The sequence below is a fragment of the Permianibacter fluminis genome (genome assembly GCF_013179735.1).
In the GTDB taxonomy this organism is placed as follows: Bacteria; Pseudomonadota; Gammaproteobacteria; order Enterobacterales; family Permianibacteraceae; genus Permianibacter; species Permianibacter fluminis.
Window position 1 is genome coordinate 2,154,147 of the sequence record NZ_JABMEG010000001.1, and the last position, 13,559, is coordinate 2,167,705.

At 59.8% G+C, this 13,559-nt stretch carries 14 protein-coding genes and 1 riboswitch; of the genes, 5 read left to right on the top strand and 9 right to left on the bottom strand.

From position 1 onward, the window contains the following. Window positions 1–199 precede the first annotated feature (199 nt). Both HPT27_RS09370 and HPT27_RS09375 read right to left on the bottom strand, forming a co-directional pair. Complete coding sequence (locus tag HPT27_RS09370; RefSeq protein WP_172242189.1) at window positions 200–988, bottom strand: OmpA/MotB family protein; 789 nt, start codon at window positions 986–988, stop codon at window positions 200–202. A 137-nt stretch (window positions 989–1,125) separates the two neighbouring features. Next, entirely contained in the window at window positions 1,126–1,977 is an 852-nt protein-coding gene (locus HPT27_RS09375; protein ID WP_172242192.1) for a motility protein A, read from the bottom strand. Window positions 1,978–2,443: 466 nt separating this feature from the next. On the opposite strand from HPT27_RS09375, the gene HPT27_RS09380 reads away from it, so the two are divergent. Both HPT27_RS09380 and HPT27_RS09385 read left to right on the top strand, forming a co-directional pair. Continuing rightward, window positions 2,444–2,668: a hypothetical protein gene (locus HPT27_RS09380; protein ID WP_172242195.1), complete on the top strand. Its 225-nt coding sequence runs from the start codon at window positions 2,444–2,446 to the stop codon at window positions 2,666–2,668. Continuing rightward, window positions 2,665–3,756, top strand: a complete 1,092-nt coding sequence (locus HPT27_RS09385; RefSeq protein ID WP_172242198.1) for a PLP-dependent cysteine synthase family protein — start codon at window positions 2,665–2,667, stop codon at window positions 3,754–3,756. The genes HPT27_RS09380 and HPT27_RS09385 overlap by 4 nt, the downstream gene beginning before the upstream one ends. Before the next feature lie 332 nt (window positions 3,757–4,088). Here the strand turns inward: HPT27_RS09385 and HPT27_RS09390 are convergent, their stop codons facing one another. Beyond that, window positions 4,089–5,060 (bottom strand): sodium-dependent bicarbonate transport family permease, encoded by a 972-nt coding sequence (locus HPT27_RS09390; RefSeq protein WP_172242201.1) that lies wholly within the window; start codon window positions 5,058–5,060, stop codon window positions 4,089–4,091. A gap of 109 nt (window positions 5,061–5,169) precedes the next feature. On the opposite strand from HPT27_RS09390, the gene HPT27_RS09395 reads away from it, so the two are divergent. Together HPT27_RS09395 and HPT27_RS09400 are read left to right on the top strand one after the other, a co-directional pair. Further along, a complete protein-coding gene (locus tag HPT27_RS09395) occupies window positions 5,170–6,087 on the top strand; it encodes a LysR family transcriptional regulator (RefSeq protein WP_172242204.1) in 918 nt (305 codons plus the stop codon). 56 nt (window positions 6,088–6,143) lie between these two features. Further along, complete coding sequence (locus tag HPT27_RS09400) at window positions 6,144–7,358, top strand: GAF domain-containing sensor histidine kinase (protein WP_172242207.1); 1,215 nt, start codon at window positions 6,144–6,146, stop codon at window positions 7,356–7,358. A 75-nt stretch (window positions 7,359–7,433) separates the two neighbouring features. Here the strand turns inward: HPT27_RS09400 and HPT27_RS09405 are convergent, their stop codons facing one another. From HPT27_RS09405 to napE, 6 genes are all read right to left on the bottom strand, one after another. After that, the gene (locus HPT27_RS09405) at window positions 7,434–8,039 is read right to left on the bottom strand and encodes a cytochrome c3 family protein (RefSeq protein ID WP_172242210.1); all 606 of its coding nucleotides are present in this window, start codon (window positions 8,037–8,039) and stop codon (window positions 7,434–7,436) included. Between the two features lie 86 nt (window positions 8,040–8,125). Further along, on the bottom strand, window positions 8,126–8,599 hold the full coding sequence (locus HPT27_RS09410; protein WP_172242213.1) for a nitrate reductase cytochrome c-type subunit: 474 nt from the start codon (window positions 8,597–8,599) through the stop codon (window positions 8,126–8,128). A gap of 11 nt (window positions 8,600–8,610) precedes the next feature. Then, window positions 8,611–11,115, bottom strand: coding sequence for a periplasmic nitrate reductase subunit alpha (gene napA, locus HPT27_RS09415; RefSeq protein ID WP_172242216.1), 2,505 nt, complete (start codon window positions 11,113–11,115; stop codon window positions 8,611–8,613). After that, complete coding sequence (locus HPT27_RS09420) at window positions 11,112–11,456, bottom strand: chaperone NapD (RefSeq protein ID WP_172242219.1); 345 nt, start codon at window positions 11,454–11,456, stop codon at window positions 11,112–11,114. Before HPT27_RS09420 ends, napA begins: the two co-directional genes overlap by 4 nt. Window positions 11,457–11,501: 45 nt before the next feature. Next, the gene (gene napF / locus HPT27_RS09425) at window positions 11,502–12,020 is read right to left on the bottom strand and encodes a ferredoxin-type protein NapF (RefSeq protein WP_172242222.1); all 519 of its coding nucleotides are present in this window, start codon (window positions 12,018–12,020) and stop codon (window positions 11,502–11,504) included. An 8-nt stretch (window positions 12,021–12,028) separates the two neighbouring features. Beyond that, complete coding sequence (napE, locus tag HPT27_RS09430) at window positions 12,029–12,220, bottom strand: periplasmic nitrate reductase, NapE protein (RefSeq protein WP_172242225.1); 192 nt, start codon at window positions 12,218–12,220, stop codon at window positions 12,029–12,031. Window positions 12,221–12,433: 213 nt separating this feature from the next. Next, a riboswitch (molybdenum cofactor riboswitch) is annotated at window positions 12,434–12,582 on the top strand. Here napE and moaA point away from each other — a divergent pair. Further along, on the top strand, window positions 12,576–13,550 hold the full coding sequence (gene moaA, locus HPT27_RS09435) for a GTP 3',8-cyclase MoaA (protein ID WP_172242228.1): 975 nt from the start codon (window positions 12,576–12,578) through the stop codon (window positions 13,548–13,550). Its footprint overlaps the riboswitch before it by 7 nt. Window positions 13,551–13,559 lie beyond the last annotated feature (9 nt).

Sequence of the window (13,559 nt, forward strand, 5' to 3'; positions counted from 1 at the left end):
ATCGAACTGTATTGATCCAAGTACATTAAATTAGCGCCCTCCCGCTCAAAACTCATTTCAAGCAACGCCTGCTTGTACGTCCCACCACTTGGTTATTGCTGTCAAAGAAAGCCGTACATTTTGCACTGTCCTGTCCTGTCCTGTCCTGTCCCGACCTGACCTGACCTGACCTGACCTGACCTGACCTGACCTGCCCCGCTCAGCGAGTCGCAACCTGCACCGGACTCGATTCGTTCTGCCGTATCAGCAAGCTCACCCGCCGGTTTTGTGCGCGACCAGCCTCGTCGGCGTTGCTGGCGACGGGGGCAGTATCGGCGACACTGACGGCACGCAGACGGGCGCCGGGAATGCCATGGTCGGCGAAGAATTGCAGCACGTTCGTGGCGCGCGCAGCGGCGAGCTCCCAATTGGAGTGAAAGCGCGGCGTGTCGATGGGTTGATTGTCGGTGTGGCCTTCGATGTAAATGGTGCCGTGCGTTTTGCCAAGCAGTGGCACCAGCCGGTTCAGCAAGGACTGGCCCTCCGGCAACAGTTCGGCGGCGGCGCTGGTGAACAGTACCCGATCGCGAATTTGCAGTTCGGTGTAATCATCATGGGCCTTGATGGCGATTTGATCCCCCCAATTCTGTTCAGCCAACAACCGGGTCAGGGATTCCGGCAGGCTTTCCGATGAGCTGGTTGGCCGCGTTGCCGGCAACACGGCGATGGCGGCATCGGTGGCGGGCGCAGTCAGCGCGCTGATTTGTTCAGTAAGCGCGCTGACGGATTGCTGGCTTTGTTGCAGCTCCTTTTTCTGCTGCTGGTTCTCGGCGACTTGCTGTTCCAGTTTCAGTTGCGCCAATACGGTCAGCACGATGAACAGCGTGGCGATCAGCGCGAACACATCCAGATAGGACAGCACCCAGTTTTCTTCCGGCTCTTCGCTGTGCTCGATGGCATAGAGCTGGTGCAGGGCGGAGAGGTGGGCGAATTTATGACCATCGTTCATGTTGGTGTGCTCATTTCGAAATCAATTCGGGCTGGGCGTGCAAAACAAACGTTCAGCTCACTGATGTCGGTTAAGGCGGGTGATTCGACACGGAAATCACCCCCTTCCGGCCTCCCCCTTCGCAGGGGGCGTCAGTGTTAAATCAAAGCGCCCGCTTGTCGGGTGCGAACGCGGTTGGCGGGAGCCTCATTGAAATCCGGTTCGTCAGCTTCCAGCGGCGGTGCATCGAGTTCGTTGTCGTAGTGATAGATAAACGATTGCAAAGTTTCGCGCAGCACGGCCGGGCTGCGCCGTTGCGACAGCAGCGAAATGCCTTCCATCACCATGGTCATCAGCATCACCCTCTGTTCGGTGTGCCGCTCCAGTTTGATTGCGACCGGTTTGAACACCAGATTGGCGAGCAGCAAACCATAGAACGTGGTGATCAGGGCCAGCGCCATGTTGGCGCCGATCTCCATCAGATTGCGGTCAGCCATGATCTGCAGCATGTTGATAAGGCCCAGCAGCGTGCCGACCATGCCGAACGCTGGCGCGAATGCGGCCATCGAGCGAAAAATCTGCGCCTCGGCGCGCTCTTTGGCTTTTAGGCGGGCGATACGCCATTGCAGCAGCGTCATCACATCTTCCGGCGGGGCCTTGTCGAGCAGCAGTTGCACGCCGGTGCGCAGGAAGCCGTTGCGGCTGTGCTGCAAACGGTTTTCCACTTCGCGGGCATCGCCACGGTTCCAGTGCTTGGCCATTTCGACCAGTTCGTCGATGGCGCGCCCGGGCGCGAGTTTTTCTTCGTGCATGGCCCGACGCAGCGACAGCAGCACGCGGCGCACTTCCGCCATTGGGTAGGAAACCAGAGTGGCAGCGATAGTGCCGCCGATTACCACCAGCAAGCTGGCGCCGTCGAAATAGGCGCGGGCATCGTGCGCGGTCAGCGCAATGACCAGCCCGATCAGAATCAGGCCGAGGCCGAATCCGAGCAGAGTCGACAAATTCATGCGGTTCTCCCTGTCTGGCGCGACGGCTCGACTGCGCGGTGTAGCAATGACGGCGGCCGTTCAAGCGTGATGGCGAAACGGCTGCTGTTGCCAATCCAGTGACGGACACGTGCCGGCAACTCCCTGCGCCGCACACGGGGCTGACAGGGTATCGGCCGCGCCGAGCAAAACTGTTGTCCAGCGGTCGGCGGGCGTTGCTACTGGAGCAATAACGGGACCAGCTCGCACTTGGCGCGTTCATGCCGTTAAGGCATTGATTTGGTTTGACTCCTGCGCTGACGCGGCGACCGTACCGGCAAGCTTTTGCCGACCGGCAAGCCGTTTGCGTGGAACTCAGGCCAGCCCGTTGCCGCGATAATTGGTACGAAGGCGAAGGATTTGACCGGGAATATGATCCGGATCAGCCCCGGAATCGCCGGCATTGCCTACAGTCAACGTCAGAGTCGTCCTCTTTGGAGTTGCTGCCATGCCAGATCGCAATCAGCGCATCGAATACCTGATCAAACGCCGTGACGAATTGCAAAAGCGTATCGCGGCCATCAAGGCCGATTACAGCAAGGGCTTGTCGGCCGATTTTGGTGAGCAGGCCATTGAATTGGAGAATGCCGAGGTGCAGGCCGAGATCACCCGGGTCGCGGTTGAAGAGCTGGACAAAATCGAGCGTGAACTGAGCCAGCTGGGGGTGGCGTGAGGGCCGCGCAGCGACTCTGGGTGGCGCAAGCGATCGAGCGCATCGAGGCGGACTTTCAACGCTCCGCCGATACCCATTTGATCCCGCTGCCGTTGCCCGGTTTTCCCAGCATTGATTTGTACTTCAAGGACGAATCGACTCATCCGAGTGGTTCATTGAAGCATCGGCTGGCGCGGTCGCTGCTGCTGTTTGGTTTGTGCAACGGCGACATCCACGCCGACACCACCTTGGTTGAAGCCTCTAGCGGCAACACCGCCGTTTCGGAGGCGTATTTTGCCCGGCTGTTGGGTTTGCCGTTTGTCGCGGTGATGCCGCGAACCACCTCGCCCGAAAAAGTGCGGGCGATTCATTTCTATGGTGGCAGCTGTCATTTTGTCGAGTCGCCGGCGCAGGTCTATGCCGACGCCACCCGCATTGCCAGCGAGCGCAAAGGCCACTATCTGGATCAATTCAGCAACGCCGAACGGGTGACCGATTGGCGCAGCAACAACAATATCGCCGAAGCCATTTTTCAGCAGATGCAGCGCGAGCCGCACCCGTTGCCGCGCTGGCTGGTGTGCAGTGCCGGCACGGGAGGTACCTCCGCCACGCTCGGTCGCTACCTGCGTTACCGCCGGCACGACACCGAACTTTGCGTCGCCGATCCGGAGCACTCGGTGTTTTATGCGTGCTGGCAGCAGCAACGCCGCACGCTGACCTGCACCGAACCTTCACGCATCGAGGGCATTGGTCGGCCGCGCTGTGAGCCTTCGTTTATGCCGCAGCTCATCGACCACATGGTGAAAGTGCCGGACGCTGCCAGCGTCGCGGCGGTGCGTGAGCTGGAGCGGCTGCTGGATCGGCGCGTCGGTGGCTCGACCGGCACCCAATTCATTGCTGCACTGGAGCTGATGCAGCAGATGCGCGCACGCGGCGAAACCGGCTCGGTAGTGACGCTGATCTGCGACAGCGGCGAGCGCTACGCGCATACGCTGTTCAACGATGACTGGGTGCACCAGCAAGCATTTGATTTGCCGCATTGGTGCCAGCGCATTGGTCAGTTGCTGGCGGGCGATGCGGCGCCGTTGTTGGCGCCGAGAGGTGATTAGCAATGTAGCCAGGGCTTTACGCGTTACAGATCGGGTTGTGTATTGCTCCCCTCCTTGTCAAGGAGGGGCTGGGGGTGGTTCAACTCAGCGCACTTGGCGGTCCGTTGTACGACCCGATTAGTTCATGTCCGCAAAGTGTCCAATGCTCCCAGTACTCGGACATCATTTGCGATCTTCACTCAACCACCCCTAACCCCGCCCAGCCAATCCCAGAGGGCTTGGCGCTTCGCAGGCGCTCAGTGCATCTGCACTGAGCTTCACCCTGCTTCGCCCTTGACAAGGAGGGGGATCAGACAGGCAATCATTACACTGTTTTTGTTTGAGTTGCCGCTTCAGCCCAACACTGCACTCGCCATGCCGTAATACAGCGGTATGCCAATCAGGATATTGAACGGAAAGGTCACGCCGAGTGACATGCCAAGAAACACCGCCGGGCTCGCTTCCGGAATCGCATCGCGCACGACTGCCGGCACCACGATGTAGGAAGCGCTGGCAGCGAGCACGGCGAGCAGGGTGGCATCGCCGATGCTCATGCCGGTCGCCCAGGCAAAACCAATCGCGAGCAGCGCGTGCAGCATGGGCGCGACAACCGCGTAAATCAGCAGCCATGGTGATTGTTTGCGCGCGTTCGGCAGGTGCTGCGCTACTTGCCAGCCCATGTCGAGCAGGAAAATCGCCAGCAGGCCTTTGAACAACCATTTGATCAGCGGCAGCAGCGGTTCGGCGCCAGTCGGGCCAACCACGAAACCAATCACCAGGCTGCCGAGCAGAATCACCTGACCGCCATCGGTCAGGCATTCGCGCAACATGCCGAGTGGCGTATGCGCATGCGCGGCACTCGCTTCACTGTGGCCGAGCTGGTGCCGCGTCCGGGTTGCCAGCCACAGACCCATGATCACCGCCGGGGTTTCCATCACCACCAACGCCACCGTCATGTGACCGCCGAACGGTACGCCGGCATAGCCGAGGAATTGGTTGGCGGTGATGAAGGTCACTGCGCTCACCGAGCCATAGGTCGCGGCAAGTGCAGCCGCGTTGTACGGGTCGGTCAGACGCTTGACGATCTGGTGCGCGAGCAGGGGAATGGCAAAGGCCAGCAGCATGGCGCCGGCCAGCGTCACCAGCACCGGCTTGCTGAGCCCGGCCTCGGCGAGCGCAATGCCGCCTTTCAGGCCGATGGCCATCAGCAGGTAGATGGACAGGAAGCGGACGATGGCCGAGGGCACGTCCAGTTTCGAACCGACCACCCCGGCCAACAGGCCGAGGACAAAGAACAGAATGACGGGGTCGAGCAGGGCAGACATGACGGTCTCCGTTGACGGGGCAAACGGGGCGGCATGGTACGGACGCGGTCAAATAAGTAAAAATCGATTATTCTTATTTAATCAATAGTGAATAGGTTATGGATAAGCGATGAGCCTGCATGTGACCCTGCGCCAACTGGAGCTGTTCAAGGCGGTGGCCGAATACGGCGGCATCAGCGAGGCGGCGCGCAGGCTGCACGTGACCCAGCCGACGGTGTCGATGCAATTGAAGGCGCTGGCCGACAGCATCGGCGAGCCGCTGTTCGACAACCGTGGCCGCAAGCTGGTGCTGACGCCGGCCGGAAACGTACTGCAGCGGGCGGCGGTCGACATGTTCCAGCGCTGGGAAGCCGTGCAGGCCGAGCTCGCCGATTTGCGCGGTCTGCGTCAGGGCCGGCTCCGTGTCGCGATTGTCAGCACCGCCAAATACTTTTTGCCGCGCTGGCTCGGCAGCTTTTGTCAGGCCTACCCGGGCGTTGAGATTGCGCTGGAAGTGGCCAACCGCGACCGCATTCTCCAGCGACTCGGCGAGCAGCTTGATGATGTCTACATCATGAGTGCGCCACCGCAGAACATGCCGATCGAACAGACGCCGATTCTCGACAATCCGCTGGACCTGATTGCGCCAACCGGCCATGCCCTGGCGGGTCGGCAATTGCTGCTGGGCGCGCTGCAGGATGAACCGTTCATTTTGCGCGAGCCCGGTTCCGGCACCCGTATCGCCTGTGATCAGTTTTTTGCCGGCCATGATTTTGCCCCGCGCATCCGCATGGAGCTCGGCAGCAACGAAGCGATCAAGCAGGCCGTTGCGGGCGGGCTCGGGCTTGGCATCGTCTCGCGTCATGCGCTTGCCGCGGCCGATGCCGACGGTCTGGTACGCCTGCCGGTAATCGGCTTTCCGCTGCAGACGCGCTGGCATCTGGTCCGGCACCGCAAGGCGTATCGCTCGGTGTTGGTCGATGCCTTCATGCGCCATTTGCAGACCGTGGTCGCGGACCGTGCCGAAGGTCACGGCGGGTCGGAATGACTGCTAGACTGACTTTCACGCATGGCCCATTTTGAATCCGGCTTCGACGAGACAGCATGATTTCAGCCCCGCTCCCCACCAATGAATCCGAACGACTGCGCGTCCTGCGCGAACTCAATATTCTGGATTCACTGGAAGAGCAGGCGTATGACGATCTGACCGCGATTGCCGCCCAGATCGCCGGTGTGCCCATCGCGCTGGTCAGCCTGATCGATCAGGATCGGCAATGGTTCAAATCGCATCACGGCTTGGCCGCACGGGAAACGCCGCGCGAATTTGCCTTTTGCGCCCATGTGATTCTCGGTGACCAGCCCATGGTGGTCGAGGATGCCCGCGCCGACCAACGCTTTCACGACAATCCGCTGACCACCGGCGCACCTGACGTTGTTTTCTATGCCGGGGTGCCGCTGTCACTCGATGGTGAACACAAACTCGGTACGCTCTGCGTCATACACCACGAACCGCACCAGCTGACCGCGCAGCAATTGCACAGCCTGCAGGCCTTGGCGCGTCAGGTGGAGCATTTGTTGAAGCTGCGGCAACAACTGAATCGGATGCGTGACTTCGATACGCTCCGCACCGAATTCGTCGCGATGGTCAGCCATGAACTGCGTTCGCCGCTGACCTCGGTGTGTGGGTCGCTCGCGCTACTGGCCAGTGACAACTTTGCCAAGCTGCCGCCTGCAGCGACTCAGCTGATTCAAATGGCCAATCGCAACGCCGATTTGTTGCTGCGCTTGGTCAATGACATTCTCGACCTGACCAAGATGGAAGCTGGTCATCTGACACTGTTGCGGCAATCGGTGTCGGTGTCGGCACTGGCGGAAAAGGCGTTGTCGATGGCTGCCGGTCTTGCCGAGAAATTTGCCATCAAACTGGCGCTGACCTTGTCAGAACCGGCACGGCACAGCCAGCTATGGGCCGATGAACATCGCCTGCTGCAGGTGCTCGGGAATTTGCTGTCGAATGCGGTAAAGCATGCGCGAGAGGGGTCTACCGTGACGCTGGAAGTGACCGCGCATGGCCAGCAGGTGCACTTTGCCGTACACAACGAGGGCGCCGGCATTCCGCTCGACAAGCAGGGTTTGCTGTTCCAGAAATTTCAGCAGGTTGAGGCCCTTGGCAATGCCCGGATGCCCGGCACCGGCCTGGGCCTTGTGATCAGCAAACAACTGGTGGAGTTGCATGGTGGCAGCATCGGGTTCCGTTCCGAGCTGGAAAAGACCACCACGTTCCACTTCAGCATTCCGCTGGCAGACGGCGCGGCCTGAACGGCTGCGCCGACCCCGCTGCCGCATGCAGAAAAATGCCGGTCAGTGCTTATGCTAAGCACGCACGTGGACGTGTTATTGCCAGCCTTCCACTCCGCTCATGTCGGGTAGTTGATGGGCGATACCCTTGTGACAATCAATGCAGGTTTTTTCGCCGGAGGCCAGCGCAGTCGAATGCATGCCTTGGGCGCGCGGACTCTGCCGGGTGAAATCCATGAACTGGAAGTTGTGGCAGTTGCGACACTCCAGCGAGTCATTGGTTTTCAGGCGTAACCATTCGTGCTCGGCCAGCTCCCGGCGTTTTTCCAGAAATTTTTCCCGGGTATTGATGGTGCCGAAAATCTTGCCCCAGACTTCCTTGGATGCCTGCATCTTGCGGGCGATTTTGTCAGTCCATTGGTGCGGCACGTGGCAATCCGGGCAAGTGGCCCGGACGCCGGAGCGATTGCTGTAGTGGATGGTTGATTTCAGCTCCTGAAATACGTTGTCGCGCATCTCGTGGCAGCTGGTACAGAATTTTTCGGTGTTGGTAGCTTCCAGCGCGGTGTTGAAGCCGCCCCAGAACATGATGCCGGCGACAAAGCCGCCGGCCGTCAGGAAGCCGAGGCTGTAATGCTTGCTCGGTTTGCTCAGTGTCGCCCACTGTGATTTGAACCAGACGACCGGACGCCAATTTCCCATGATCTCTCCTGAATCCGATTGATGCGCCGTGCAGTCAGCATTTGCTGCTGCAACTGCTAGCGCTGTGTTCTTGCTCTGCCGGACGGTTACTGCCCAGGTTTGGCCGCCTTTCGTTTCAGGATTTCATCGACATCTTCAAAGGTATTGACCACCAACGGCTTGGCGTCGACCTGCGCCACGTGGCACTGGCCACAGAAGTAGCGACGTGGAGAAATCTCAGCGAGGAAATTGCCGTCGCGATCCTGATAGTGGGTGACGCTGACCATCGGTGCCTGTGACTCGCCAGTGCGTACCCGGGAATGGCAGGACAGGCACTTGTTGGCGTACTGATCGACCTGATAGCCATCGATTTTGTGCGGAATGGTCGGCGGCTGCATCGAGTAGGCGCGCGGCCGTTTGATGTCCTTGTTTTCCGTGGTGTACATCGGCGCCGGTTTGCCTTCTTCATTGATTGGTACCGAGCCACGCAAGGCGTTGTAGGCGGCGTCGGCCGCCAGACTCGGTGCCGACAGGGTAAACAGCGGCAGCGCCAAAACCAGCGCCACAAAGAATTGGGTCATGACGGTTCTCCTCACACCTTGACGATCTTGATGGCGCATTTCTTGAAGTCGGTCTGTTTCGAAATGGGGTCGGTCGCGTCGAGCGTGACTTTGTTGATCAGCTGCGAGGCATCGAACCAGGGCACGAACACCAGACCTTTCGGTGGCTTGTTGCGGCCGCGGGTTTCGATGCGGGTGCGCATTTCGCCGCGCCGCGATTGCAGATTGACTTCATCGCCGCGGCGCAGCCCGAGTGCAGTCGCGTCATCCGGATGCATGAAGCAAACGGCGTTCGGAAACGCCCGGTACAGTTCCGGCACCCGTCCGGTCATCGAGCCGGAATGCCAGTGCTCGAGCACACGGCCGGTGCACAGCCAGAACGGGTATTCCTTGTCCGGCGATTCGGCAGCAGGTTCGTACGGCAATCCGATGATGTTGGCGCGACCATTCTTGTTGCCATAAAAGTGATAGCCCATGCCTTCCTTGCTGGCCTTGACATAGGGATCGCTGCCTTCGCGGAAGCGCCAGCGGGTTTCTTCGCCATTGACTACCGGCCAGCGCATGCCGCGAACTTTGTGGTAGGTATCAAAGCTCGCCAGATCGTGGCCATGGCCGCGACCAAATTCGGCGTACTCCTCGAAGATGCCTTTCTGCAGATAGAAACCAAAATGCTTGGCTTCATCATTGTCATAACCGGCTTCAACCTGCGAGGCCGGAAACTTGTCTACCTTGCCGTTGCGGAACAGCACCTCGTACAAACTCTTGCCCTTGAATTTCGGATTGGCATCGAGCAGTTCTTTCGGCCAGACCTCATCGGTCTTGAAGCGTTTGGAAAATTCAACGACTTGCCAGAGATCGGATTTGGCTTCACCCGGTGCCTTGACCAATTGATGCCAGAACTGGGTGCGCCGCTCGGCATTGCCGTAGGCGCCTTCCTTTTCCACCCACATGGCCGACGGCAAGATCAAGTCGGCAGCCTGTGCGGTGACGGTCGGATAGGCATCCGAGACCACGATGAAATTGTCCGGATTGCGATAGCCCGGATAGCCTTCCTCCATCAGGTTGGCCGCGGCCTGCATATTGTTGTTGACCTGCACCCAATACGCATTGAGCTTGCCGTCTTTCAGTGCCCGGTTCTGTGCGACCGCGTGCAGGCCGTTTTTGTCCTGGATGGTGCCGGCCGGAATCTGCCAGATTTCTTCGGTGTGTTTGCGGTGCTCGGGGTTGACGATCACCATGTCGGCCGGCAAGCGATGGGAGAATGTGCCGACTTCACGCGCGGTGCCGCAGGCGGAAGGCTGACCGGTCAGTGAAAACGGCGAGTTGCCCGGCGAAGCAATTTTGCCGACCAGCAAATGGATGTTGTAGATCATGTTGTTGGCCCAGACCCCGCGGGTGTGCTGGTTGAACCCCATGGTCCAGAACGACATCACTTTCACTTTCGGGTCGGCATACAGCTCGGCCAGCATTTTCAGTTTGTCGACCGAAACGCCGGACAGTTTGCTGACATAGTCGGCCGTGTACGGTTTGACGATTTCCTTGAACTCGTCAAAGGTCGAATCGGCCATGTCGTTGGCATTCTTGGCGTTCTTGGCTTTTTGTTCGAGCGGATGCGTTTCGCGCAGGCCGTAGCCAATGTCGGTGACGCCGCGCTTGAAGCTGCAATGCTGATCGACAAAGCGCTTGTTCACCTTGTTGTTGGTGATGATGTAGTTGGCGATGTAATTGAGGATCGCCAGATCCGTTTGCGGCACGAACACCATGCCGTTGTCGGCGAGTTCAAAGCTGCGGTGTTCGTAGGTGGACAGCACATGCACTTTCACCTGCGGATTGCTCAACCGGCGGTCGGTCACCCGGGTCCACAGAATCGGGTGCATCTCGGCCATGTTCGAGCCCCACAGCACAAATGCATCGGCCGCTTCGATATCGTCATAACAACCCATCGGTTCGTCGATGCCAAAGGTGCGCATGAAACCGCCGACCGCCGAGGCCATGCAATGGCGGGCATTGGGGTCGACGTTGTTGCTGCGAAAGCCGGCTTTGAACAGTTTGTTGGCGGCGTAACCTTCCCAGATGGTCCATTGACCGGAGCCGAACAGGCCGACGGCGCCGGGGCCTTTTTCTTTCAGCGCGGCTTTGAATTTCTGCTCCATCACATCAAAGGCTTCTGACCATGGCACCGGGGTGAATTCGCCGTTCTTGTCGTACTTGCCATTCTTTTTGCGCAGCAGCGGGGAGGTCAGGCGATCACTGCCGTACATGATTTTCGACAGGAAATAGCCTTTGATGCAGTTCAGGCCGCGGTTGACTTCCGACAGCGTGTCGGCGTGGGTGGCAACGACTTTGTTGTCCTTGGTCGCGACCATGATCGAACAGCCCGTGCCGCAGAACCGGCAGGCGGCTTTCGACCATTTCAACCGGGTGTATTCCGAGTCAGTGATCAGATTGGTGGCTTGGGCTGGTGCGCTGATGCCAGCGGCGGCGGCGGCACTGGCGGCGGCAGTGGCTTTCAGAAAATCACGGCGAGTGCTGCTCATCGTGCGGTCTCCGTTGCGATGGGGGCATGGCGTTGCGGAAGTGAGGTAGATGCGGAAATGGCGGGCAGTTCGAGTTCAGCGGGTTCGTTCAGCTCGGCCTCATCGGCGACAAAATGCGAAACCAGCGCGACATTCAACACGCCGCGCTGGTCATGCAAATGGTTCATCAGCTGGTTCAGGCCGTCATAGCTGGCGCATTCGTTGATCAGGACAAATTTGCCGCTGGCATCCTGATGACGGATGTCGGTGCCCGGCCACTGCGCCAGCAGCGCGATAAGGCTCGGCATCTGTTCCGGCAGCACGTACACGACAAAGCTGGCGATATGGCGTTCGCTATTCATCTGAGTGTCTCGTTCATGTGCGGTCTCATTCATGTGCGATCTCGTTCATGTGAGGACCGCGCTGGTACTGCGTTCAGTCGGGGTGAAATCGAGCAAGCCAATGGCATCGGCGGGGCAGATCGCGACACAGGCGCCGCAGCCATTGCACAGCTCGGCATCGAGCGCGGGTTCGGCCAGCCGGCGGGCATTGAACTGGAAACGGATGGCCTGGACCTCGCAGCTTTCGCCGCAGCTGCGGCATTCGATGCCCTGCTTGGGCAGGCAGTTGCCGCCAATCTGCATCACATGCGCGAACGGTTTTTCGCTGCGTGCTTGAAACAGTGGCTCGTGGCAAGCGTCTACACAGGCGCCACAGAAGGTACAGTCGCCGTGCCGGAAGTCGAGTACCGGAAAGCCGCCGTCGCCGCGCTGGATGATGCCGGTCGGGCAGACCGGCAGGCAGTCGCGGCAGCGGCTGCAGCCGTCGATGAACGCTGCTTCCGACAGGGTCCACGGCAGCCGTACCGGTGCGGTGTGACCAGCGGGCTGGATACCGAGCAGGCTGCGGCGATTGAAGGCAGTCATGGCGTGGCTCAGTTGGCGGGGCCGGGCGGGCCGGCAAACATCTGGAAGATCCAGATCAGAAAGCCGGTGCCGCCAACGATGGCAACCGCCAGCAGCGGCGCCAGTACCACGGTCAGGAACAGGAAGACGCGCAGCTCGTGGCGACGTTCTTCACGCGGGCTTTCGGCCATGTTCGGTTGGACAGCGCCGGTTTCGGCCATGCAGACCTCCTGTCGTCGGCGGGCCGGTTGCTTGCGGATGGCCTCGGTAGGCGTCGCCGGCAATGACCCGATAAAAGATGAGGATTAAATGCAAGTTTGGGGCGACTAGTGGGTCCGACGACTGATCTGGATCAACAAAGCCATTTGCGTTCAGGTTGAAAGTTAGCCTAGTTTGTCAATGCGACCCGGTTTTCCTGGGAAAAGCGTTGTCGCGCTGCAACAGAACTCCGAGCCGGCCGACCTTCCGTCACTGCGACCTGGTCCGCCGGCCGAGACAGCACCGGCCGTTGTCGCCGACTGTCTCCAGGGTGATGCGGGAAACGGCATCGCCTCCCGGTTTGGAAAGGAGAGCTTCATGCTTCAGGATCGCTACGGGCGGCAGTTCCCGTATCTGCGGCTGTCGATTACCGACGTCTGCAATTTTCGCTGCAATTATTGTTTGCCCAACGGCTATGAGGGTGACGCCCACGCCGCGTTTTTGCGCGCCGATGAAATTCGTCGGCTGGTCACCGCGTTTGCCGAACTCGGCATGTGGAAAATCCGGCTGACCGGTGGTGAGCCGAGTGTCCGCAAGGATCTGCCGGAGCTGATCCGTACCGTGGCCAATGTGCCCGGCATCCGCCGCGTCGCGATGACCACCAACGGCTACAAGCTCAAGCAGCAGGTCAGCAGCTGGCGCGCTGCCGGCCTGGATTCGCTCAATATCAGTGTCGACTCGCTCGACCCGCGGGCGTTCGCCGCGATCACCGGTCACGACAAGCTGCAGGAGATTCTCGCGGGCATCGAGCAGGCGCTGACGCTGGATTTTTCCGCCATCAAACTCAATGCCGTGTTGCTGCGCGGTATCAATGATCAACAACTCGATCGGTTCCTGGATTGGCTGCGCACGCGACCGGTGTCCATGCGCTTTATCGAGCTGATGCAGACCGGCGACAACGCGCAGTTTTTCGACCGCCATCATGTCCCGGGCAGCGAGCTGGTACTGGCGCTGCATCAGCGTGGCTGGCAGGAGCTGCCCCGTACACGGGATGGCGGCCCGGCTCGCGAGTTTGTTCACCCTGACTATCAAGGGCAAATCGGTCTGATTGCGCCGTACAGCAAGGATTTCTGTGACAGTTGCAACCGCCTGCGGGTCACCGCGCTGGGCGATCTGCGTTTGTGTCTGTTCGGTGATGCCGGCACGTCGCTGCGTGATCTGCTGCAGCATGACGAGCAGCGCCTGCAACTGAAAACCCGCATCGAGAGCCAACTGCAATTGAAAAAAATCAGTCACTTTCTGCATGACGGCAACACCGGTGCGACGCCGCATCTGGCGTCCTGCGGCGGTTGAGGAGCGTCA

Bases quoted from the DNA above. Each gene is read 5' to 3' on its own strand.
- HPT27_RS09400 (WP_172242207.1), top strand. From the start codon at position 6,144: ATGATTTCAGCCCCGCTCCCCACCAATGAATCCGAACGACTGCGCGTC.
- HPT27_RS09380 (WP_172242195.1), top strand. From the start codon at position 2,444: ATGCCAGATCGCAATCAGCGCATCGAATACCTGATCAAACGCCGTGAC.
- HPT27_RS09390 (WP_172242201.1), bottom strand. From the start codon at position 5,060: ATGTCTGCCCTGCTCGACCCCGTCATTCTGTTCTTTGTCCTCGGCCTG.
- HPT27_RS09405 (WP_172242210.1), bottom strand. From the start codon at position 8,039: ATGGGAAATTGGCGTCCGGTCGTCTGGTTCAAATCACAGTGGGCGACA.
- HPT27_RS09420 (WP_172242219.1), bottom strand. From the start codon at position 11,456: ATGAATAGCGAACGCCATATCGCCAGCTTTGTCGTGTACGTGCTGCCG.
- moaA (WP_172242228.1), top strand. From the start codon at position 12,576: ATGCTTCAGGATCGCTACGGGCGGCAGTTCCCGTATCTGCGGCTGTCG.
- napA (WP_172242216.1), bottom strand. From the start codon at position 11,115: ATGAGCAGCACTCGCCGTGATTTTCTGAAAGCCACTGCCGCCGCCAGT.
- HPT27_RS09375 (WP_172242192.1), bottom strand. From the start codon at position 1,977: ATGAATTTGTCGACTCTGCTCGGATTCGGCCTCGGCCTGATTCTGATC.
- napF (WP_172242222.1), bottom strand. From the start codon at position 12,020: ATGACTGCCTTCAATCGCCGCAGCCTGCTCGGTATCCAGCCCGCTGGT.
- HPT27_RS09370 (WP_172242189.1), bottom strand. From the start codon at position 988: ATGAACGATGGTCATAAATTCGCCCACCTCTCCGCCCTGCACCAGCTC.
- HPT27_RS09410 (WP_172242213.1), bottom strand. From the start codon at position 8,599: ATGACCCAATTCTTTGTGGCGCTGGTTTTGGCGCTGCCGCTGTTTACC.
- napE (WP_172242225.1), bottom strand. From the start codon at position 12,220: ATGGCCGAAACCGGCGCTGTCCAACCGAACATGGCCGAAAGCCCGCGT.
- HPT27_RS09395 (WP_172242204.1), top strand. From the start codon at position 5,170: ATGAGCCTGCATGTGACCCTGCGCCAACTGGAGCTGTTCAAGGCGGTG.